The sequence below is a fragment of the Streptomyces sp. TE5632 genome (assembly GCF_054061295.1).
Genome location: NZ_JBSSEA010000003.1, coordinates 3,604,115 through 3,623,479 on the forward strand (window position 1 = coordinate 3,604,115; position 19,365 = coordinate 3,623,479).

At 71.3% G+C, this 19,365-nt stretch carries 16 protein-coding genes; 4 read left to right on the top strand and 12 right to left on the bottom strand.

All coding sequences use genetic code 11. From position 1 onward, the window contains the following. Positions 1 to 33: 33 nt before the first annotated feature. The 5 genes from ACVW19_RS21775 to ACVW19_RS21795 form a co-directional block, all read right to left on the bottom strand. Positions 34 to 2,424: an ABC transporter permease gene (locus ACVW19_RS21775; protein WP_457461019.1), complete on the bottom strand. Its 2,391-nt coding sequence runs from the start codon at positions 2,422 to 2,424 to the stop codon at positions 34 to 36. Then, the gene (locus tag ACVW19_RS21780) at positions 2,421 to 3,110 is read right to left on the bottom strand and encodes an ABC transporter ATP-binding protein (protein WP_457461021.1); all 690 of its coding nucleotides are present in this window, start codon (positions 3,108 to 3,110) and stop codon (positions 2,421 to 2,423) included. The genes ACVW19_RS21775 and ACVW19_RS21780 overlap by 4 nt, the downstream gene beginning before the upstream one ends. Next, positions 3,107 to 3,634, bottom strand: coding sequence for a PadR family transcriptional regulator (locus ACVW19_RS21785; RefSeq protein WP_457461023.1), 528 nt, complete (start codon positions 3,632 to 3,634; stop codon positions 3,107 to 3,109). The genes ACVW19_RS21780 and ACVW19_RS21785 overlap by 4 nt, the downstream gene beginning before the upstream one ends. 117 nt (positions 3,635 to 3,751) lie before the next feature. Continuing rightward, positions 3,752 to 4,063 (bottom strand): hypothetical protein, encoded by a 312-nt coding sequence (locus ACVW19_RS21790; RefSeq protein WP_457461025.1) that lies wholly within the window; start codon positions 4,061 to 4,063, stop codon positions 3,752 to 3,754. Then, on the bottom strand, positions 4,060 to 4,995 hold the full coding sequence (locus ACVW19_RS21795) for an SPFH domain-containing protein (RefSeq protein ID WP_457461027.1): 936 nt from the start codon (positions 4,993 to 4,995) through the stop codon (positions 4,060 to 4,062). The genes ACVW19_RS21790 and ACVW19_RS21795 overlap by 4 nt, the downstream gene beginning before the upstream one ends. Before the next feature lie 271 nt (positions 4,996 to 5,266). Between ACVW19_RS21795 and ACVW19_RS21800 the strand changes: the two genes are divergently transcribed. Continuing rightward, entirely contained in the window at positions 5,267 to 7,561 is a 2,295-nt protein-coding gene (locus ACVW19_RS21800) for a transglycosylase domain-containing protein (protein ID WP_457461029.1), read from the top strand. A 76-nt stretch (positions 7,562 to 7,637) separates the two neighbouring features. Here the strand turns inward: ACVW19_RS21800 and ACVW19_RS21805 are convergent, their stop codons facing one another. The 6 genes from ACVW19_RS21805 to ACVW19_RS21830 form a co-directional block, all read right to left on the bottom strand. After that, complete coding sequence (locus tag ACVW19_RS21805) at positions 7,638 to 9,791, bottom strand: SpoIIE family protein phosphatase (RefSeq protein ID WP_457461031.1); 2,154 nt, start codon at positions 9,789 to 9,791, stop codon at positions 7,638 to 7,640. Further along, positions 9,773 to 9,898, bottom strand: a complete 126-nt coding sequence (locus ACVW19_RS21810) for a hypothetical protein (RefSeq protein ID WP_457461033.1) — start codon at positions 9,896 to 9,898, stop codon at positions 9,773 to 9,775. The genes ACVW19_RS21805 and ACVW19_RS21810 overlap by 19 nt, the downstream gene beginning before the upstream one ends. A gap of 313 nt (positions 9,899 to 10,211) precedes the next feature. After that, positions 10,212 to 10,964, bottom strand: coding sequence for a cytidylyl-2-hydroxypropylphosphonate hydrolase (gene fomD / locus ACVW19_RS21815; RefSeq protein WP_457461035.1), 753 nt, complete (start codon positions 10,962 to 10,964; stop codon positions 10,212 to 10,214). Between the two features lie 106 nt (positions 10,965 to 11,070). Further along, positions 11,071 to 12,474, bottom strand: a complete 1,404-nt coding sequence (locus ACVW19_RS21820) for a class II fumarate hydratase (protein WP_457461037.1) — start codon at positions 12,472 to 12,474, stop codon at positions 11,071 to 11,073. A gap of 248 nt (positions 12,475 to 12,722) precedes the next feature. Then, complete coding sequence (locus ACVW19_RS21825; protein WP_457461039.1) at positions 12,723 to 13,691, bottom strand: M28 family metallopeptidase; 969 nt, start codon at positions 13,689 to 13,691, stop codon at positions 12,723 to 12,725. A gap of 411 nt (positions 13,692 to 14,102) precedes the next feature. Further along, positions 14,103 to 15,779 (bottom strand): fumarate hydratase, encoded by a 1,677-nt coding sequence (locus ACVW19_RS21830; RefSeq protein WP_457461041.1) that lies wholly within the window; start codon positions 15,777 to 15,779, stop codon positions 14,103 to 14,105. Positions 15,780 to 16,041: 262 nt separating this feature from the next. On the opposite strand from ACVW19_RS21830, the gene ACVW19_RS21835 reads away from it, so the two are divergent. Beyond that, complete coding sequence (locus ACVW19_RS21835; RefSeq protein ID WP_457461043.1) at positions 16,042 to 16,731, top strand: DUF1707 SHOCT-like domain-containing protein; 690 nt, start codon at positions 16,042 to 16,044, stop codon at positions 16,729 to 16,731. A gap of 190 nt (positions 16,732 to 16,921) precedes the next feature. Continuing rightward, the gene (locus ACVW19_RS21840) at positions 16,922 to 17,299 is read left to right on the top strand and encodes a WhiB family transcriptional regulator (RefSeq protein WP_457461045.1); all 378 of its coding nucleotides are present in this window, start codon (positions 16,922 to 16,924) and stop codon (positions 17,297 to 17,299) included. A 307-nt stretch (positions 17,300 to 17,606) separates the two neighbouring features. Here the strand turns inward: ACVW19_RS21840 and glpX are convergent, their stop codons facing one another. Then, positions 17,607 to 18,641, bottom strand: a complete 1,035-nt coding sequence (glpX, locus tag ACVW19_RS21845) for a class II fructose-bisphosphatase (RefSeq protein ID WP_202276488.1) — start codon at positions 18,639 to 18,641, stop codon at positions 17,607 to 17,609. A 124-nt stretch (positions 18,642 to 18,765) separates the two neighbouring features. Between glpX and ACVW19_RS21850 the strand changes: the two genes are divergently transcribed. Then, positions 18,766 to 19,299: a DUF4245 domain-containing protein gene (locus ACVW19_RS21850; protein ID WP_457461047.1), complete on the top strand. Its 534-nt coding sequence runs from the start codon at positions 18,766 to 18,768 to the stop codon at positions 19,297 to 19,299. Positions 19,300 to 19,365: the final 66 nt, after the last annotated feature.

Genomic DNA, 19,365 nt, shown 5'->3' on the forward strand with positions numbered 1-19,365 from the left:
CCGCCCCGTGGTGCGGGGCGGGGGCGGGTCGGGTCACTCCGTGCGGAGGCCGTCCGGGCGCATCATGCGCAGCAGGGGCGGCAGGCTCAGCAGGGTCACCGCCAGGACGACGCCCGCACCGATGCCGGTCATCTGGAACAGGCTCGCCCAGTCCACCCGTACCGGTGTCCTGGCCATCCGCAGCAGGACCGCGCCCAGCGCGACGCCCACCGTCGCGGCCAGCGCCAGCCCCAGTCCGATCGGGACGGCCGTCTGCCACAGCACCGACAGGCTCAGCGTGCGCCGCCGGGTGCCGAAGGCGACCAGCGCCGACAGCAGCTTGCGGCGTTCGCGCAGCTGCTCCAGCTGGGAGACCAGCAGGCTCGCCCCGATCAGCACCAGGACGCAGACGGCGCCGACGAACAGGCCGGTACGGATGGACTCGTAGGCATCGGAACGCTTGGTGGCGGTCCACGTGAACATGTCCGTCAACGGGTCGATCGCGGCGGCCGTGTTGCGGACGTGCTCCATGGCGTACGGCACCGAGTCGTCGACCTCGAGGTAGAGCTCGCCGGAGAGCGCGTCCGTCACCCCCGCCGTCACCGCGCCCGGGGTCAGCAGGAAGCCACCGCGCTCACTGCCCGCAGGGTCCGGAACGGACTGGGCCTGCTTGACACCCGTGGGGACCGTCCAGCGGACGTCCTCGCCGTAGCCGGAGGCGGTCGAGGGGTCGGACACCTCGAAGTGGAGTTCCTGGCCCGGCCGGTTCAGCGCCGCGGTGCCGGTGTCGAACTCGGGGCCCGACAGCGCGAACACGTCGCCGTCACCGCACGAAGGGAGCTTCGCCACCGTGCGCAGGGTCACGCAGTCGGCGACGGTCACGGCGGCGGTTTCGCCCGGCTCCTGCTCCCAGGGCCGGTCGGCGACGTAGCCGTGGGACACCGCGTAGACCTTGCTCACCCCCTTGGTGTCCGACAGCTTCTCCGCGGCGGGGGCGAGTTCCTGGCCGTCCGGCAGCCTCACCTGCGCCTGGGCCAGCGACACGTCGAGCCCGGTGTCCTCGGTGTAGTCGCCCTCGACGCCGACGAACAGCATCTGGAGCGCGATCGCGCCGGCCACCGCCACCGCGATCCCGTTGACCGTCCGGGCCGCCATGCCGCTGCTGAGCTGAAGCCGGCGTACCGCCAGTTGCCACGACAGGCTGCCCCGGCCGAGCCGGAAGACGACGGTCTCCACGATCCACGGCAGCAGCGCGGTGACCCCGATGAGCAGCAGCAGGACGCCACCGGCGACCAGGTACTCGTTGAACTCCCCGTTCTCGCGGCCCTGTCCGACCATGGGGTAGAGCATCGCGATCCCGGCCAGCGGCAGCAGCAGCCGCCACCACAGCCGGCGTCGGGCCGGTCGTGCCGTGCGGACCACACCCAGCGGCTCGATGACGACCCCGCGCAGCGCGAGCAGCGTCACCAGCACCGCGGCGGCCGGAACCGCCACCGCGACCAGCAGTGCCAGCAGCGGCGAAGGGGTCAGATAGCTCGGGAACACGCTGACGCCGAACACCTCGAAGGAGGCGGCGACCTCCCGTCCGATCAGGAAGAAGACCGTACCGAGGGCCAGCCCGAGCAGCGACCCGGCGAGCGCCTCGCCCGCCGCGATCCGCCGGGTGGCCGAGGCGTCGGAACCGATCAACCGCAGCGCTGCCAGCCTGCGGTCGCGCCGTTCGCCGCCGAACCGTACGGCGGTCGCGATGAACACGGCGACCGGCGTCAGCAGCACCACGAAGACGACCAGGACCAGCAGCGTGATCACCGGGTCGGTCTCTTCCTCGGAGACCTGCCCGTCAGGGGTGCCGAAGAAGTCGAGGCGCACCGTCGATGAGTTGATCTCTCCGGCGAGTTCCGTGCCGCCCGTGTAGTAGGCGAGCTCCTGCGAACCGACGAGCCCCTGCTCGCCGATCGTCCCCGTGATGTCGTACGGCAGCCGCTCACGCAGCAGGCCCGTGTCGTCCGACGCGAGCAGGTCCTTCAGGGCAGGGGAGACGATCATCTCGCCGACCGCAGGGAACTCGCCCAGACCCGGCGGCAGGGGGGCCTTCGGGCCTTCCGGCTCCATCCGCCGGCCGCGGATGTGCTGGTCGCGGAAGTAGGTGTCGGTGCGCGCGACGAGCAGCGTGTCGTCGGCCTTGGGCAGGACCTCCCCGCTGAACGGCCAGTCGAGCCGGGCCTCCTCCCGCCGGTCCCGCTCCGCCAGTACGCCGGGCAGCGCGGCGGTGAGCAGCAGCAGCGCCACCCCGAGGCCGACGCCGACGCCGGTGAGCAGGGCCCGGACCCATCCCTCACGCCCGCCGGCCAAGGCGAACCGCAGGCCCATGCCCAGGTCCCGGGCCACGGCCCGGAGCTTCGACTCGGCGCGGGCGGTGGGGGGTCGTACCTCCGTCCCGCTCATACGGCGTGCTCCATGTCCCGGGACTTGCCGTCGCGCACGACGATCTCGCGGTCGGAGTACGCGGCGACCCGCGCCTCGTGCGTGACGAGAACGACGGCGGCGTTGGTGGACCGCGCGGCGTCGGTGAGCAGTTCCATCACGTGTTCGCCGTTGAGCGAGTCCAGCGCGCCGGTCGGCTCGTCGGCGAACAGCACCCGCGGACCGGTGACCAGCGACCTGGCCACGGCGACCCGCTGGCCCTGACCACCGGAGACCTCACCGGGCCGCTTCTTGCGTACGTCGTCCACCTCGAGGCGCTCGAGCCAGGACAGGGCGGCCCGCTCGGCCTCCTTGCGGGGTGTGCCGTTCAGCCGCATCGGCAGGGCGACGTTCTCCACGCAGGTCAGCTCCGGAACGAGCTGACCGAACTGGAAGACGAAGCCGAACTCCGAGCGCCTGAGCCTGCTGCGCTCGGAGTCGTTCATCGCGGTCAGTTCGCGCCCGTCGTAGGTGATGGAGCCGGAGTCGGGGGTGACGATCCCGGCGAGGCAGTGCAGCAGGGTCGACTTGCCCGACCCGGAGGGGCCCATCACGGCGACGACCTCGCCGGGGTGGATGGAGAACGCGGCGCCGTCCAGCGCGGTGGTCGGGCCGTACGCCTTGCGCAGGTCCCGGGCGGCGAGCAGGGATCCGGCGGGGATCGTCATCGGGGTGTGACCGCCTCACGGAGCTTGTCGAGGCGCGCCGCGGTGAGCTCCAGCCAGCGCAGATCGGCCTCGAGGTGGAAAAGGGCGTGGTCGCAGATGAGCTGGTCGGCCAGGTCGCCCTGGCGTTTGCGCTCGGTGAGGACGCGCATGCCGCGCAGATGCTCGGAACGCTGCGTGTCGAGGATGTCGGCGGCGTCGCGGCTGGTGAGCAGCGCGAGGACCACCTTGGTGTAGAGCGTCGACTGGAGGTACGGCTCCGGCTTCTCCGGTGTGGCGAGCCAGCGCGCGACGTCGGTGACGCCGGCCTCGGTGATCGCGTACCGCTTGCGCTCGGGGCCGTCGCCGGCCTCGATGCCGTCGACTTCGACGAGCCCGTTCTTCAGCAGGCGGGACATCGTCGAGTAGACCTGGCCGTAGTGCAGCGGCCGGTCGTGGCCGAACGTCGCGTCGAAGGTCCGCTTCAGGTCGTAACCGTGGCGGGGGCCGGACTCCAGGAGCCCGAGAAGGGTGTGACCGATGGACATGCGGAGGACTCTACACACGGTGTATACGCTCCGTGTATACATCGCGTGTGCAGAGCGCCGGGGAGGGTGCGGGGGTGGGGGCGGAAGCCCAGGTGGGAGTCCATTGTCACGGTTCTGTCACTGGGGTGCCGTGGGTCCGGGCGGGGCGTCGCCGGGGGGCTGGGCGGGCGGCTGTGCGCCGGGGGGCCGGGCCGGTGGGCGGCCTCGGCGGGGGAGGGGGCCCGCCTCGCCGGGGAGGCGGCCCGCCTCCGCGAGGGCGCGGCGCAGCAGGAACTCGATCTGCGCGTTGGCCGAGCGCAGCTCGTCGTTCGCCCACCGCGCCAGCGCCTCGTACACCAACGGGTCCAGCCGCAGCAGCACCTGCTTGCGCTGCTGCTGCGGCCTGCGCCGAGGGGCCTTGCCCTCGGAGGGGTCAAAGGGGGTGGTCACTGGTAGAGGGACCCCGTGTTGAGGACCGGCTGTACGGCGCGGTCGCCGCAGAGCACCACCATCAGGTTGGACACCATCGCGGCCTTGCGCTCGGGGTCCAGCTCCACGATGTCGTGCTCGGTGATCCGGGCCAGCGCCGTCTCGACCATGCCCACGGCGCCCTCCACGATCAGCTGCCGGGCCGCCACCACCGCGCCCGCCTGCTGCCGCTGGAGCATCGCCGAGGCGATCTCGGGCGCGTAGGCGAGGTGGGTGAAGCGGGACTCGATGATCTCGACACCGGCCGCCTCCACCCGGGCGCGCAGCTCGACCGCGAGCTTCTCGGTGATCTCCTCGGCGTTGCCGCGCAGCGAGAGGCCGTCCTCCTCGTGGGCGTCGTAGGGGTACTCGATGGCGATGTGCCGGACGGCGGCCTCGGTCTGGGTGGAGACGAACTCGACGTAGTCGTCCACCTCGAAGGTGGCCTGCGCGGTGTCCTCCACCCGCCACACCACGACCGAGGCGAGCTCGATGGGGTTGCCGTAGGCGTCGTTCACCTTGAGGACCGCGGTCTCGTGGTTGCGTACGCGGGTCGAGATCTTGGTGCGCGAGGTGAAGGGGTTCACCCAGCGCAGGCCGTCCTGCCGGATCGTGCCCCGGTACCGCCCGAAGAGCTGGACCACGCGGGCCTCGCCCGGCGCCACCATGTTCAGCCCGCACATCGCGAGGAACGCGGCTATGGAGATCAGGATGCCGCTGATGATCAGCAGGGCCTTCAGTCCGTCCCCGGTGACCGCCGTGGCGCTGACGGCCAGTCCGACGCCGAGCAGCAGTCCGGCCAGACCGAGGAACAGGGCCAGTCCGCCGCCGATGCTGTGCGCCGCCTTCTCCCGTACGCGTGGTGCCGGCATCTCCGGCAGCACGGCCGTGACCTGCGCGTCATGTGTGGACATGGGTGATCCCCCGCCTTTCGGGGCGCCCGCCGCACGGTCTTCGTACCGCTAGCGCCTGCCTATCTAAGTGATATCACTTTAGCGGGTCACGGCAACCTTGGCCACCCTTCGCACGTCGGTTCCAGTGGGGCGGGTGCTGATTGTCACGTCCGTAAAGACCGGATCGGCGGCCGTTTGTCATACCTCTCGGTGTTAGCTTGCGGAGTTGACCTGAGCGGCGAATTTGTGTGGCAGTCGCGCACACATGAACGAAGCGGAGCAGAGCGGACCCATGGGACGAGCGGAAGAACGACGCGCACGACAGCGCGGGGGGCACCGTGTGGCATCCGGGGGCCGTTCGTCGGGCGGGCAGGGCCAGGGGCGGATACGCCGCCTGTTCACCTGGAGGAAGATCCTCGGCACGTTCTTCGGGCTCTGCCTGCTCGGCATGGGCGCCTTCATCGTGCTGTACATGGTGATCGACATCCCCGAGGGGAACGCCGACGCCCAGGAGCAGAGCAACGTCTACAAGTACAGCGACGGCTTGATCATGGCCCGCGACGGCAAGGTCAACCGTGAGGTCGTCGAGCTGGCGCAGGTCCCCAAGTCGGTCCAGCGGGCCTTCGTCGCCGCCGAGAACAAGACGTTCTACAAGGACGCCGGCGTCGATCTCAAGGGCACCGCGCGCGGTGTGCTGAACACCCTCTCCGGCAAGGGCGCGCAGGGCGGTTCGACGATCACCCAGCAGTACGTGAAGAACTACTACCTGACCCAGGACCAGACGGTCTCCCGCAAGCTCAAGGAACTCGTCATCTCCCTGAAGCTGGACCAGGAGAAGTCCAAGGACTACATCCTCGCCGGCTACATGAACACCAGCTACTACGGCCGCGGAGCCTACGGTGTCCAGGCCGCCGCGCAGGCCTACTACGGCGTCGACAGCGAGGAGCTCACGGTCGAGCAGGGCGCCTACCTCGCCGCGCTCCTCCAGGCACCGAGCCAGTACGACTGGGCGGTGGCCTCGGAGAACGGCAAGAAGCTGGTCAAGAACCGCTGGAACTACGTGCTGGACAACATGGTCGAGCAGGGCTGGCTGGACGGCTCCGAGCGGTCCGGCATGAAGTTCCCGGTGCCGGAGGCCCCCAAGGGCAACCCGGGCATGGCGGGCCAGACCGGCTACCTGGTGGAGGCGGCCAACAGCGCCCTGAAGAGGCAGCTGGTCGCCGAGGGCGCCGTCGAGGACGCCAAGCAGGCCGACGCCCTGGTGGACCTCGGCGGCTGGACCATCACGCTCAACATCGACAAGAAGAAGCAGACGGCGCTGGAGAAGGCCGTCAAGACCCAGCTCACCGACAAGCTGGACCCGAAGGAACGCAAGGTCGACGCCGACGTCCAGGCCGGCGCCGTGTCCGTGGACGCGAAGACGGGCGCGGTCGTGGCGATGTATGGCGGCGTGGACTACCTCAAGCACTACATGAACAACGCCACCCGCGCCGACTACCAGCCCGCCTCCACCTTCAAGCCGGTGATCCTGGCCGCCGCCGTCGAGGAGCAGGCCGAGACCCAGGACGGCGAGCCGATCACGGCCAACACCGTCTACGACGGCACCAGCAAGCGCCCCGTCGAGGAGAACGGCAGGAAGGTCGGGTTCGCCCCGGAGAACCAGGGCGACGTCGACTACGGCGACATCACCGTCCAGACGGCCATGAACAAGTCCGTCAACTCCGTCTTCGCGCAGATGGGCGTCGACATCGGCATGCCGAAGGTGATGGAGACCGCCGGCAAGCTCGGCATGGACGTCGAGAAGCTGGAGGCGGTGCCCGCCCAGACCCTGGGCTCCATGGGCGCGAGCCCGCTGGAGATGGCCGGCGTCTACGCCACCCTCGACAACCACGGCAAGAAGACCACCCCGACGATCCTCAAGTCGGCGGAGCACCTCGACCGCACCGTCACCGTCCCGGACGCGGTCGGCGAACAGGTCATCAGCCGCGAGGCCGCCGACACCGTGACCTCGGTCCTGACCGGCGTGGTCGACGACGGAACGGCCCGCGCGGCCGTCCGGGACCACCCGCTGCGCGGCGGTCAGCAGGTCGCCGGCAAGACCGGCACCTCCGACAACAACCTGTCGGCGTGGTTCGCCGGCTACACCCCCGACCTGGTCACCGCGGTCGGCCTGTTCGGCGAGGATGACAAGCCCCCGCACAAGCAGGTCGAGATGTACGGCGCGGGCGGCGAGACCCGGGGGGTCAACGGCGGTGGCTTCCCGGCGCAGATCTGGTCGGCGTACACCTTCGGCGTGATGGAGAAGACCAGCAGGTTCGACCTGGAGACCAGCCAGGGCGCGGCCGTCAAGCCGCCCCCGTCGCCGTCGTCCTCCAGCCCGACGCCGTCGGACACGCCGACCGAGGAGCCGACGACCGAGGCGCCCACCACCGAGCCCCCGACCGAGGAGCCGACCACCCAGGAGCCCACCACCGAGCCCCCGACCGAGGAGCCGACGACCACGCCGCCGACGACTCCCCCCTTCACCCCGCCGACGATCGAGCCCCCGGAGGAGCCGGGCAAGCCGACGGACCGCGCGGAGGAGTAGGCGGGGCGACGAAGAGGTGGGGGCGCCCGGTGTTGTCACCGGGCGCCCCCACCTCTTCGTGTCCTACGGCCGTCGTTCAGCCGCCGTGGTTCAGTTCGAACCACACCACCTTGCCCGTGCTCAACCGGGTCGCGCCCCAGCGCCGGGCCAGCCGGTTGACCAGGTACAGGCCGCGTCCGCCCTCGTCCGTGGCGCGCGCCTGCCGGAGCCGGGGCAGCTGCGGCACGTCGTCACCGACCTCGCAGCGCAGGACGTCCGTACGCAGCAGCCGCAGCGTCACCGGCCGGGAGGCGTACCGCACCGCGTTGGTCACCACCTCGCTGACCAGCAGCTCCACCGAATCGGTCAGCTCCTCCAGGCCCCACCGGGACAGCGCCTTGCGGGCCAGCCGGCGGGCCCGGCCGGGAGCGGCGTCCTCCGGCTCCAGGAACCAGTACGCCACATCGCTCGGCGCGATCCCGTCGAAGCGGGCGGCGAGCAGCGCGATGTCGTCGTCCCGGTCGCCCGGACCGAGCATGTCGAGCACCTCGTCGCACAACGCCTCCAGCGGCGGCGGATGATCCGGGCCGGTCAGCTGCGCGGTCGCGGCGAGCTTGTCGCGCAACTGGTCGATGCCGGTCCACACGTCCCGCAGCCGGGACTCGACCAGCCCGTCGGTGTAGAGCAGCAGCGTCGCCCCGGCGGGTGCCTCCAGCTCCACGGCCTCGAAGTCCACGCCGCCGACCCCGATCGGGGCGCCCGCGGGCACCCGCAGCACCTCGGCCCGGCCGCCCAGGGGCAGCAGAATGGGCGGCGGATGACCGGCGTTGGCGATGGTGATGCGGTGTGCGACCGGGTCGTACACCGCGTACAGGCAGGTCGCCATGCGGTCCGCGCCGAGCCGCTGCGCCTGCTCGTCCAGGTGGTGCAGCACCTCCTGCGGGGGCAGGTCGAGCCCGGCCAGGGTCTGGGCGGTGGTGCGCAGTTGGCCCATGATCGCGGCGGAGGTCATGGAGTGCCCCATGACGTCGCCGACCACCAGCGCGACCCTGCTGCCGGGCAACGGGATGGCGTCGTACCAGTCACCGCCCACCCGCGCGGTCTCCGCGGCCGGCAGATAACGGGAGGCCAGCCGCACACCCGTGCAGCGCGGCAGGTTCTCCGGCAGCATGGTGCGCTGCAACTCGTCGGCGATGTACGCCTCCCGCCCGTACAACACCGCCTTGTCGATGCCGAGGGCGCTGTGCGTGGCGAGTTGGGCGGCGACCAGCAGGTCGTCGGCCTCGAAGGCGGTGCGCTCGGGGCCGCGCAGGAACAGGGCCGCGCCGATGACCCGGCGCCGACCGCGCAGCGGCGCGAGGATCGCCCGCTGCCCGTCGGGCACGGCCGACCCGCCCTCCTCGCCGAGGAGTTCGGGCAGCGCGGCCCGGGCGGCGGGCGCGTCCGTGAACACCGGCCGTACGCCACGCAGCACTTCGGCGAGCGCACTGCCGGGCCGCACCGTGCACCGCTCCGCGCCGACCGTGTCCAGCACGGACGGCTCGGGCGGGACGGCCGGCACGAACCCGTTCTCGGTGTCGCGGGCGACCGGGATCCGGTCGCTGCGGCGCAGCCGCAGCACCAGCGGGCCGGTGGGCCGCTCGTCGCCGACCGGCAGCGGTTCGCGCAGATAGACCAGGATCGTGTCGGCGAAGGTGGGCACGGTGGCCCGGCACAGCCCCATGACGATCTCTTCGAGATCGATACCGCGGGCGATCCGCCGGGTCGCGGCGCCGACGAACCTCAGCCGGTCCCCGTCCCGTCGCATCGGCGTGGGCCGCCCGGGCGCCGTCACCTGCCCGGTGCGGCGCTCCGGGCCGTCGGGAAGCCGCGCGGAGCGGTCCTGCGGCGGGGGGGTCTGGGCCGGCCCGTCCGATGCCGGGCCGACCGGCGCGTCGGGCTTGTGGCCCTGCGCTGCGGGCTCTCCGGCCGGCTGGAGCGGGATGCCCTCGGGCGCGGGCCGGGGCCGGTGCGCGTCCGGTTCGGCGTCCTGCCCGGCGCCCGGCTGGGAGTGCTCGGCGCCGGGTCCGCCCGCCGGACCCGCCGCCGACGCCGACGACGATGCGGCGGGCGGTGCTGACGACGATGTCACGCCCGGCCCGTGAGCCGGTGTCGAGGCGGGCAGGAGCGCCCCGCGGGCATCCGCGGGGGTGACGCCCGGTTCCGGGCGCTCGTAGGAGGTCGGCTGCTCCGTCACGCGTGTCGAGTCCATCCGTCCGGGGCCATGTCCCTGTCCTCGTAGTCCTCGTGGTCCTCGTGGTCCTCGTAGTCCTTGTGGTCCTCGTAGCGCTCGTTGTGATCGGGGTACACGGGGTACACGGGGCACTCGTACTCCCGCCTGCCCCGCGGGTGCGAGGGCAGGGGCGTACGCCGTGCGCGCGGTACGTCCCGCCGGAACTCCGATACCCGGATCGTGTGTCCCCGGAACGGAGTTCCCGCGTGGTCAGAGGTTGTTCCCGTGCCGCCTGCCGACCGTCCCCGGCGCGCACCGGTGGTGCCGTACCCCTCGCTCACGTCCTGCCGCCCCTCGGTGACGTCCGGTCAAGCCCAGCGCGTGTTACGGAAGTTGCTGCCGCCCCGTGCCTTGCGGAGGACGATCCTACGTTTCTTGCCCCGGGGTGCATCAAGAGTCTCATGACGACAGATGCGCGGGAGTGCGGTCCCAGTCCGGTGGCAGTGACGGTACCGTCCAGGCCGGGTCCGGGCGCCAGTTCTGCCAGCCGTCCGAGAACGGCGCACCCCACCGGGCGATCACGTCCACCGCGTCCCGGCCGGCCTTGCGCACCCTTCCGGCCAGGGCGGCGTCCACGAGGCCGTCCCGCTGGGCCTGTGCGAACTCGTCCTCGTCACGCCAGTGCCAACTGCGGTCAGGATGTACGGAGATGTCCAGGAAGTGGTCCTCGGAGTCCACCCCGCCCGCCCAGCGGGCCAGCGGCTCCTCCAGGTTCACGTACCAGTTCTTGAACCGCCAGCCCGCATCCCAGAACAGCCACACCGACCAGGGGTCGCCGGGCCGGGCCAGCTTCAGCACACCGGTCCCGGACCAGCGGTCGTGCCGCACCGTACGGGGCTTGGTGTACCGGGTCGGGAGCGGCTCCCGGTGCACGGGCGTACCGTCGGCGAGCACCGGCTTCACACACTCGGTGCCGGGCGCCATCCACACGGCGAGCAGTTCGGGATCGTCGCGTACGACCGTGACGGGGCGCGCGATGTGAATGTGCGCGCCGCCGTTCTCCCGGTAACGCCACAGCACCTGCGTCCCGGGAGCCCAGTGGCCCCCGGGACCGCCGGAGCCCTTCGGGGGGCTCGCCGCGGCGCCCGCCGCTCCGTCTCCGTGCCGTGGGCCGCCCGCTTTCCCGCGTCCTGTCGCTCCGCCCTCTGTCATGGGCAGATATTAGGTGCCCATGGCACCCGACGCTGCGGTCCCCGTCACGGTTCACCCGTGCGGCACGGGGGGACGTGACGGGGACACACATCTGAGTCGCACGGGTTCAGGGGCGCGTCATCCGCAGGACGTCCAGGGCCTCGTCGAGCTGCTCCAGGGTGAGGTCGCCGCGCTCGACGTACCCGCTCTCCAGGACCACCTGGCGGATGGTCCTCCGCTCCGCCAGCGCCTTCTTGGCGACCTTCGCGGCCTCCTCGTAGCCGATGTACCTGTTGAGCGGGGTGACCACGGAGGGGGAGGACTCGGCGTACTCGCGGGCCCGCTCGCGGTCGGCGACGATCCCGTCGACGGTACGGTCGGCGAGCAGCCGGGAGGCGTTGGCGAGCAGCCGGATCGACTCCAGGACGTTCTTCGCGATGACGGGCAGCATCACGTTGAGTTCGAAGTTGCCGGAGGCGCCCGCGGTGGCGACCGCCGCGTCGTTGCCCATGACCTGCGCGCAGACCATGAGGACGGCCTCCGGGACGACCGGGTTGACCTTGCCGGGCATGATCGAGGAGCCGGGCTGCAGATCGGGCAGGGCGATCTCGGCGAGGCCGGTGCGGGGACCGGAGGCCATCCAGCGCAGATCGTTGGTGATCTTCGTCAGCCCGACCGCGATCGTGCGCAGCTGACCGCTGGTCTCCACGATCCCGTCCCGGGCGCCCTGCGCCTCGAAGTGGTCGCGGGCCTCGGTCAGCGGCAGCCCGGTGACCCGGGCGACCTCCTCGATGACGGCGGCCGAGAACCCGGGCGGGGTGTTGATGCCGGTGCCGACGGCGGTCCCGCCGAGGGGCAGCTCGGCCAGCCGGGGCAGGGAGGCGTGCAGCCGCTCCACCCCGTACCGCACCTGGGCGGCGTACCCGCCGAACTCCTGTCCCAGCGTCACGGGCGTGGCGTCCATGAGGTGCGTCCGCCCGGACTTCACCACGTCGGCGAACTCCTCGGCCTTGCGCTCCAGGGAGGCCGCGAGGTGCTCCAGGGCCGGCACGAGGTCCCGGATGACGGCGGCGGTGGCGGCGATGTGGATCGAGGACGGGAAGACGTCGTTGGACGACTGGGAGGCGTTGACGTGGTCGTTGGGGTGCACGGCCCGCCCGAGCCGCTCGGTCGCCAGGGTGGCGATGACCTCGTTGGTGTTCATGTTGGACGAGGTGCCCGAGCCCGTCTGGAACACGTCGACCGGGAAGTGCTCGTCCCACGTGCCCTCGGCGACCTCCCCGGCCGCCGCGCCGATCGCCTCGGCGATGTCCTCGTCCAGCACCCCGAGGTCCGCGTTCACCTTCGCGGCGGCGCCCTTGATCCGGGCGAGGGCCTCGATGTGGGCGCGTTCGATGCGCTGCCCGGAGACGGGGAAGTTCTCCACGGCCCGCTGAGTCTGCGCCCGCCACTTGGCGTCGGCCGGTACCTTCACCTCCCCCATGGAGTCGTGCTCGACGCGGTAGTGCCGGTTGTCGTCCGTGGTCGTCATCGTCATACCTCCGAAGGTCCACAGCGGTGGTGCGGGCCGGGTGTATTCCTGACGGCCCCTTGCCAGCATCGCGCGCGGGTACCCGGAACGGGCTCCGCCCCGCCGCGAGGGGGCGGCGGGGCGGAGCACCACGTGCAGGCCGGCACCGGCCAGGTGCCCGAAGGCACACGTCGTCGGTCAGGAGGCCCGTCCGCGGGGACGCGCTCTCACCGGCCGCGGGGAGACGGCCACCCGGCGGTGTCCCGGCTTCAGGAGACGGCCTGCTGCCAGAGGGTGTGGGCGATGCCGTCGGCCGCGCGGTTCAGGCCGGTGGTGTTGATGTTGGTGAGGGTGTCGCAGGACCGGTGGTAGCAGGGGTCGTAGGCGGAACCGGCCGTGCCGCCCCATTTGGCGGCCTGCGCGGACGTCTTGCGGGCACTGGCGCCCATCGCGTAGCCGGAGGTGGGGATGCCGGCCTGCTCGAAGGGGTAGTCGTCGCTGCGCCCCGCGCCCTCGGTGTTCTCCTCGGGTTGCAGGCCCAGCGAGTCCCAGTACGCCTTCATCGGCGCGGCGGCCGACGAGGTGATGCGGTTGATGAAGTAGCCGCCGTTGGTCGAGGCGACCATGTCGAAGTTGTAGTACGCCCGGATCTGGGAGCGCTGGGTGGAGGACAGCGAACGGACGTAGAACTTCGAGCCGTTGAGGCCCTGCTCCTCGTCGGTCCACCAGGCGAAGCGGACCCGGTTGCGCATGGCCGGGTTCTGCTGGGCCAGGGTCAGGGCGTTCTCCAGGAGTGCGGCCGATCCGGAACCGTTGTCGTTCATGCCGGGGCCCGCCGAGACGCCGTCGAGGTGGGCGCCGAACATGTACACGTTGTTCGCGTCGCCCCGCGGCCACTCGGCGATCAGGTTGGGGCCCGCTCCGCTGGTGCAGCCGGAGGTGCAGGGCTGCTCGGTGACGGTGTAACCGGCCGCCTGCAGCCTGCCCTTCACGTAGGCGACGGAGTCGCGGTACCCCTGGGTGGTGGAGCGGCGGTTGCCGCCGTTGCGGCCGGCGATGGCGCTGAGCTCGCTCAGGTGCGCCCGCACCTTCGTCACGTCGACGTCGGGCGCGGCGAGCGCGGCCGCGGCGAGGGCGGACCGGCTCGTGTCCGCGGGAGCGGCGGCCGCGGCGGGGAGTGTTCCGCAGCCGAGCACGACGGCGAGGGAGAAGCTCGCCACGGCGAATCGTCGTCTCACACTGTCTCCTTAGGGAGGTGGCCGTGGGGTGGCCACACGGAGTCCGACATTGCATGGGCATGTCAGATTGGCGAGAAGACTCACAGCGGAAGTTGAGGGAGTCAACGGAAACGGGGCCCGCGCGGGCAGGTTGTCCAAAAAAGGAACACAGCGTCCGCTATCCGGGCGTGCGGAAACCCCGCAGCAGCCCTCACGGGCACTTCCGAGCCGGGGACTGCCGTGAGGGCACGGTCGGTGTCGAGCCGACCCGGTCGGTCGAGGGTGAACTGCGGGCGGTGGGCCGCCCCGGCCCGGCCGGTGTTCGAGGACGGGACCCGCTCAGGGTCGGAGGGGGACCGGGGCACGGCCTCGGAGACGCGAAGGGGGGCGGCGGGAGCCGAAGTCCTCGACCGCCGCCCCCCCCCGGGGACGCTACGCCAGCCCCGGCCCCCGCACCGGGATCGTCGTGAACGTCGGGGCCGGCGCCGGGTCCTGGAAGAAGTCGTTGCCCTTGTCGTCGACGACCACGAACGCCGGGAAGTCCTCGACCTCGATCTTCCAGACCGCCTCCATGCCGAGCTCCTCGTACTCCAGGACCTCGACCTTCTTGATGCAGTCCTGGGCGAGCCGGGCGGCCGGGCCGCCGATCGAGCCGAGGTAGAAGCCGCCGTGCGCCTCGCACGCGTCGGTGACCTGCTTGCTGCGGTTGCCCTTGGCCAGCATCACCTTGGAGCCGCCGGCCGCCTGGAACTGCTCGACGTAGGAGTCCATGCGCCCGGCCGTCGTCGGGCCGAAGGAGCCGGACGCGTAGCCCTCGGGCGTCTTGGCCGGACCGGCGTAGTACACCGGGTGGTCCTTGAGGTACTGCGGCATCCCCTCGCCCGCGTCCAGCCGCTCCTTGATCTTGGCGTGCGCGATGTCGCGGGCCACCACCAGCGGGCCGGTGAGCGAAAGCCGGGTCTTGACCGGGTACTTGGTGAGCTCCGCCAGGATGGCGTCCATCGGCTGGTTCAGGTCGACCTTGACGACGTCGCCGTCCGACTCCAGCTGCTCGTCCGTGGTCTCGGGCAGGAACCGCGCGGGGTCCTTCTCCAGCTGCTCCAGGAAGACGCCCTCGGCGGTGATCTTCGCGACGGCCTGGCGGTCGGCGGAGCAGGAGACGGCGATGGCGACCGGGCAGGACGCGCCGTGCCGCGGCAGGCGGACCACGCGGACGTCGTGGCAGAAGTACTTGCCGCCGAACTGCGCGCCGATGCCGATCCTCTGCGTCAGTTCGAAGACCTTCTCCTCCAGCTCCTTGTCCCGGAAGCCGTGGCCCAGCGGGGAGCCCTCGGTGGGGATCTCGTCGAGGTAGTGCGCGGAGGCGTACTTCGCGGTCTTCAGCGCGTACTCGGCGGACGTACCGCCGACGACGATCGCCAGGTGGTACGGCGGGCAGGCGGCCGTGCCGAGCGAACGGATCTTCTCCTCCAGGAACTTCATCATGGAGGCCTCGTTCAGGACGGCCTTGGTCTCCTGGTAGAGGAAGCTCTTGTTGGCGGAGCCGCCGCCCTTGGCCATGAACAGGAACTTGTAGGCGTCGCCGTCGGTGGCGTAGAGCTCGATCTGGGCGGGGAGGTTGGAGCCGGTGTTCTTCTCCTCCCACATGGTCAGCGGTGCCATCTGGGAGTAGCGCAGGTTGAGCTTCTGGTAGGCGTCGTAGATGCCCCGGGACAGGGCCTCCTCGTCGCCGCCCTCGGTGAGGACGTTCTGGCCGCGCTTGCCCATGACGATCGCGGTGCCGGTGTCCTGGCACATGGGGAGCACGCCGGCCGCCGCGATGTTGGCGTTCTTCAGCAGGTCCAGGGCGACGAACTTGTCGTTGGACGAGGCCTCGGGGTCGTCGATGATGCGGCGCAGCTGGGTGAGGTGCGCGGGGCGCAGGTAGTGCTGGATGTCGCGGATGGCCTCTTCGGCGAGCTTGCGCAGCGCCTGGGGCTCCACCTTGAGGAAGGTCCGCCCGTCGGCCTCGAAGGTGGAGACACCTTCGGAGGTCACCAGCCGGTAGGGGGTGGTGTCCTCTCCCATGGGGAGCAGATCGGCGTACTCGAACTCAGGCATCTCGCCCATTCCTCACTCGACAGACGGCCGCCCGCCTCCGTTGGCGGGCGCTCACCAGCGTATGGCCTGTCGCCGCGGGTGAGCTTGTGAGGTTGTCCTCAGTGGTTTCCGGAGTTCCCGACGGGTTCGCGGACGGGTTCTCACGCGGGGGCGCGGAGGGCGGGGGGTCGCGGAGGTCGCGGGGCGGGTTTCCGGCGGGTTCCGGACTCGTTCACGAGTAGTTCCCGACAGGGGCTAGTCGCGATCTATCGCGTTTGGGTACGCTGCTGCCGTGGACCTTCAGAAGCACGCCCAGCCCCGGGACGGCGCCGCGCCGGCCGCCGACCTGCGCGTCTCGGACGCGGACCGTGACCGCATCGCCGACCTCCTGCGCGAGGCCCTCGCGGAGGGCCGGCTGACCGCCGACGAGCACGCGGAGCGTGTCGAGGGCGTGCTGGCCGCCAAGACGGCCGGGGAGCTCGAGGTGTTCGTCCGGGACCTGCCGGCCGCCCATCAGGGGCGCGCGGTCCACGCCTCGGCGCCGAGCCGCCCCACCGCCGGCGCCATCCCGGTGGACCCCGACGAGAACGTGGTGGCGGTCTTCAGTTCCGCCACCCGCAAGGGTCGCTGGCGGGCCGGCCGCCGCATCCATGTGTACGCGATCTTCGGCAACGTCGAGATAGACCTCAGCGAGGCGCTCTTCGACCACCAGCAGGTCGTGATCAAGGTCTTCTCGGTCTTCGGCAACGTCGAGGTCCGCGTCCCGCAGAACGTGTCGCTGCGCGGCATGGGCGGTGGCGTGCTCGGCAACTTCGAGATCGCCTCGCTGGACGCGGAGGACCCCGAGGCCCCGGTGGTCTACGTGGACGGCTGGGCGGTGCTGGGCAATGTCGAGGCGCAGCCCAAGCGGGGCAAGCTGGTGGCGGACATCCTCGACCGGGTGCAGCGCTCGGTGGACAAGCGCAAGGGGCTGGACCGCTGACATCCTGACGCTCCGGCGCTCGTACGGCGGGGGTGGGCGGAGGCGCGGCGTCCGCGGATCGCGGAGGCGGTCCGTGCCGAATTCCGGTGCGAGAAGCGGCGGTTCGGAACTCAGTGCATAGGCGTGCGCACAGCGGGTAGGCCTTGCTGCATCGTCTCTCGCTCGCGAAGCCGTCGTCAGGAGTAGACCCGTGCCGCAACCGCCGCATTCGTCCCTGCAGGTAGCTGCCGTTCCGGCCCGGCGGGTGCCGACGCGAGACAGGGATCAGGAAGCGCCCTGGCACACCGAGGCGGTGTGCCGGCGTGACGAGGCAGGACTGTTCTTCGCCCCCTCGAAGGAACCCACGGCCGCCCGGCTCTCCCGCGAGGAGGCCGCCAAGCGGGTCTGTGGCCGCTGCCCGGTGATGGTCGAGTGCCGGGAGCACGCCCTGCTCCAGCCCGAGCCCTACGGAGTCTGGGGCGGCCTGACCGCCGCCGAGCGCCGGGTGGTCCTGGCCCGGCGCCGCCGCCGCGACCTGGAACTGCAGAAGGCGGCGCGCACGACGGGATCCATAGCGGCGGCCGGCTGAGGCGCACACCGGCAGGGGTGCCCCGCCGCACCGGGGGGGAACCCCTGCCGGTGTGCTCTTCAAGGGGCGCGGAGTGCGCTTCCGCCCCGGGGTGCCTCGACAGGGGGCGCGGGGAACCGCGACGCCCGCTACGACGCGGGGCACCTCAAGGATCACCATGGATCACCGTGCGCCAGAAGGGGCGCGGGGAACCGCGCGCCCAGCCCGCCGCCAAAGCCGCACCGTTCGACGAGACCCACGGGGCCGGGAGATCCACGGACCGCACACCCGTGGGCCCCCGGCACAATCCCCGGCGGACCCTGCGGAGCTACCTCGCCCGGTCGAAATCCACCGCACTGTAGGCGCGCAGCTTGCTCAGCCGGTGCTCGGAGTCGATCCGGCGGACCGTGCCGGACTTGGAGCGCATCACGATGGAGTCGGTCGTGGCGGTCTCGGGGCGGTAGCGCACCCCGCGCAGCAGCTCGCCGTCGGTGATGCCGGTGGCCACGAAGAAGACGTTCTCCCCGGTGACCAGGTCGGCGTCGGTCAGCACCCGGTCGAGGTCGTGCCCCGCGTCGATCGCGCGCTGCCGCTCCGCGTCGTCCTGCGGCCACAGCTTGCCCTGGAGGGTGCCGCCGAGGCACTTCACGGCACAGGCCGAGATGATGCCCTCGGGGGTGCCGCCGATGCCGAGCAGCAGGTCGATGCCGGTGCCCTCGCGCAGGGCGAGGATCGAGCCGGCCACGTCGCCGTCGGAGATCAGCTTGATGCGCGCCCCGGTCTCCCGGATCTCCTTGATGATGCCGTCGTGCCGCGGCCGGTCGAGGATCACCACGGTGACGTCCTCGGGCGTGACCCGCTTGGCCTTGGCGACCCGGCGGATGTTCACGGACACCGGCGCGTCGATGTCGACGAAGTCGGCCGCCTCGGGCCCGGTGACCAGCTTGTCCATGTAGAACACCGCGGACGGGTCGAACATCGAGCCGCGTTCGGCGGCGGCGAGCACGGCGATCGCGTTGGTCATGCCCTTCGCGGTCAGCGTGGTGCCGTCGATCGGGTCGACGGCGATGTCGCACTCGGGTCCCGTCCCGTCGCCCACGCGCTCCCCGTTGAAGAGCATCGGGGCCTCGTCCTTCTCGCCTTCGCCGATGACGACGACGCCGTTCATCGAGACGGTGGAGACGAGGGTGCGCATGGCGCGTACCGCGGCACCGTCGGCGCCGTTCTTGTCGCCCCGCCCGACCCAGCGCCCCGCGGCCATCGCCGCCGCCTCGGTGACCCGGACGAGCTCCAGGGCGAGGTTGCGGTCGGGAGCTTCGGAGGGCACATCGAGCTCGGACGGCAATTGATGGTGCTCGGTCATCGGAGCGCACCTTTCTGTACGACGACGGCCGGATGAGGGTATGGGGTCGACTCTAGCGCCGGGATGACAAAATGAGCAGGGGACCCCACGGATGAGCGCGACGGGCACCTGCGACGATAGGGGCGTGGCAGGAACGAACAGCACGCAGAAATCGGCCCGGGACATGGTTCTCTCCCTGGGCCTCATCTTGCTCGCCGCGGGAGTGATCTGGCTGTTCAGCCCGCACGACGAGTCGGAGCCCGATCTCAAGCGGGTGGACTACCGGGTCGACCTGTCGACCGCGCGCCGCGCCGCCTCCTACGCGGTGGCCGCGCCCGAGGGGCTGCCCGAGGCGTGGAAGCCCACCTCCGTCCGCTTCCGGAGCGAGGACTTCGAGTCCTGGCACCTCGGCTACCGGGCCCCCGACGGGGAGTACGTGGCGGTCGAACAGTCCACCGAGAAGCCGGTGGTCTTCATCGAGGACGCGACCCAGGGCGCGGAGAAGACCGGGACCACCCAGCAGATCGACGGCAGGACCTGGACCCGGTACGAGGGCGATCACTACGACGCGCTGGTGCACGAGGACCCCGAGGGCTCGACCACGGTGGTGACGGGCACGGCCTCCTTCGACCAGCTGACGCGGATGGCCGAGGCCCTGCGCACCGGATCCGCCGACTGACCGGTTCGCGACGGCAGACATACGGCAGGACCCCCCGACACGACGTGTCGGGGGGTCCTGCCGTAT

Excerpts from the sequence above, each read along its gene's own strand:
- ACVW19_RS21775 (WP_457461019.1), bottom strand. The coding sequence starts at position 2,424 with ATGAGCGGGACGGAGGTACGACCCCCCACCGCCCGCGCCGAGTCGAAG.
- ACVW19_RS21780 (WP_457461021.1), bottom strand. The coding sequence starts at position 3,110 with ATGACGATCCCCGCCGGATCCCTGCTCGCCGCCCGGGACCTGCGCAAG.
- ACVW19_RS21785 (WP_457461023.1), bottom strand. The coding sequence starts at position 3,634 with ATGTCCATCGGTCACACCCTTCTCGGGCTCCTGGAGTCCGGCCCCCGC.
- ACVW19_RS21795 (WP_457461027.1), bottom strand. The coding sequence starts at position 4,995 with ATGTCCACACATGACGCGCAGGTCACGGCCGTGCTGCCGGAGATGCCG.
- ACVW19_RS21800 (WP_457461029.1), top strand. The coding sequence starts at position 5,267 with ATGGGACGAGCGGAAGAACGACGCGCACGACAGCGCGGGGGGCACCGT.
- ACVW19_RS21805 (WP_457461031.1), bottom strand. The coding sequence starts at position 9,791 with ATGGACTCGACACGCGTGACGGAGCAGCCGACCTCCTACGAGCGCCCG.
- fomD (WP_457461035.1), bottom strand. The coding sequence starts at position 10,964 with ATGACAGAGGGCGGAGCGACAGGACGCGGGAAAGCGGGCGGCCCACGG.
- ACVW19_RS21820 (WP_457461037.1), bottom strand. The coding sequence starts at position 12,474 with ATGACGACCACGGACGACAACCGGCACTACCGCGTCGAGCACGACTCC.
- ACVW19_RS21830 (WP_457461041.1), bottom strand. The coding sequence starts at position 15,779 with ATGGGCGAGATGCCTGAGTTCGAGTACGCCGATCTGCTCCCCATGGGA.
- glpX (WP_202276488.1), bottom strand. The coding sequence starts at position 18,641 with ATGACCGAGCACCATCAATTGCCGTCCGAGCTCGATGTGCCCTCCGAA.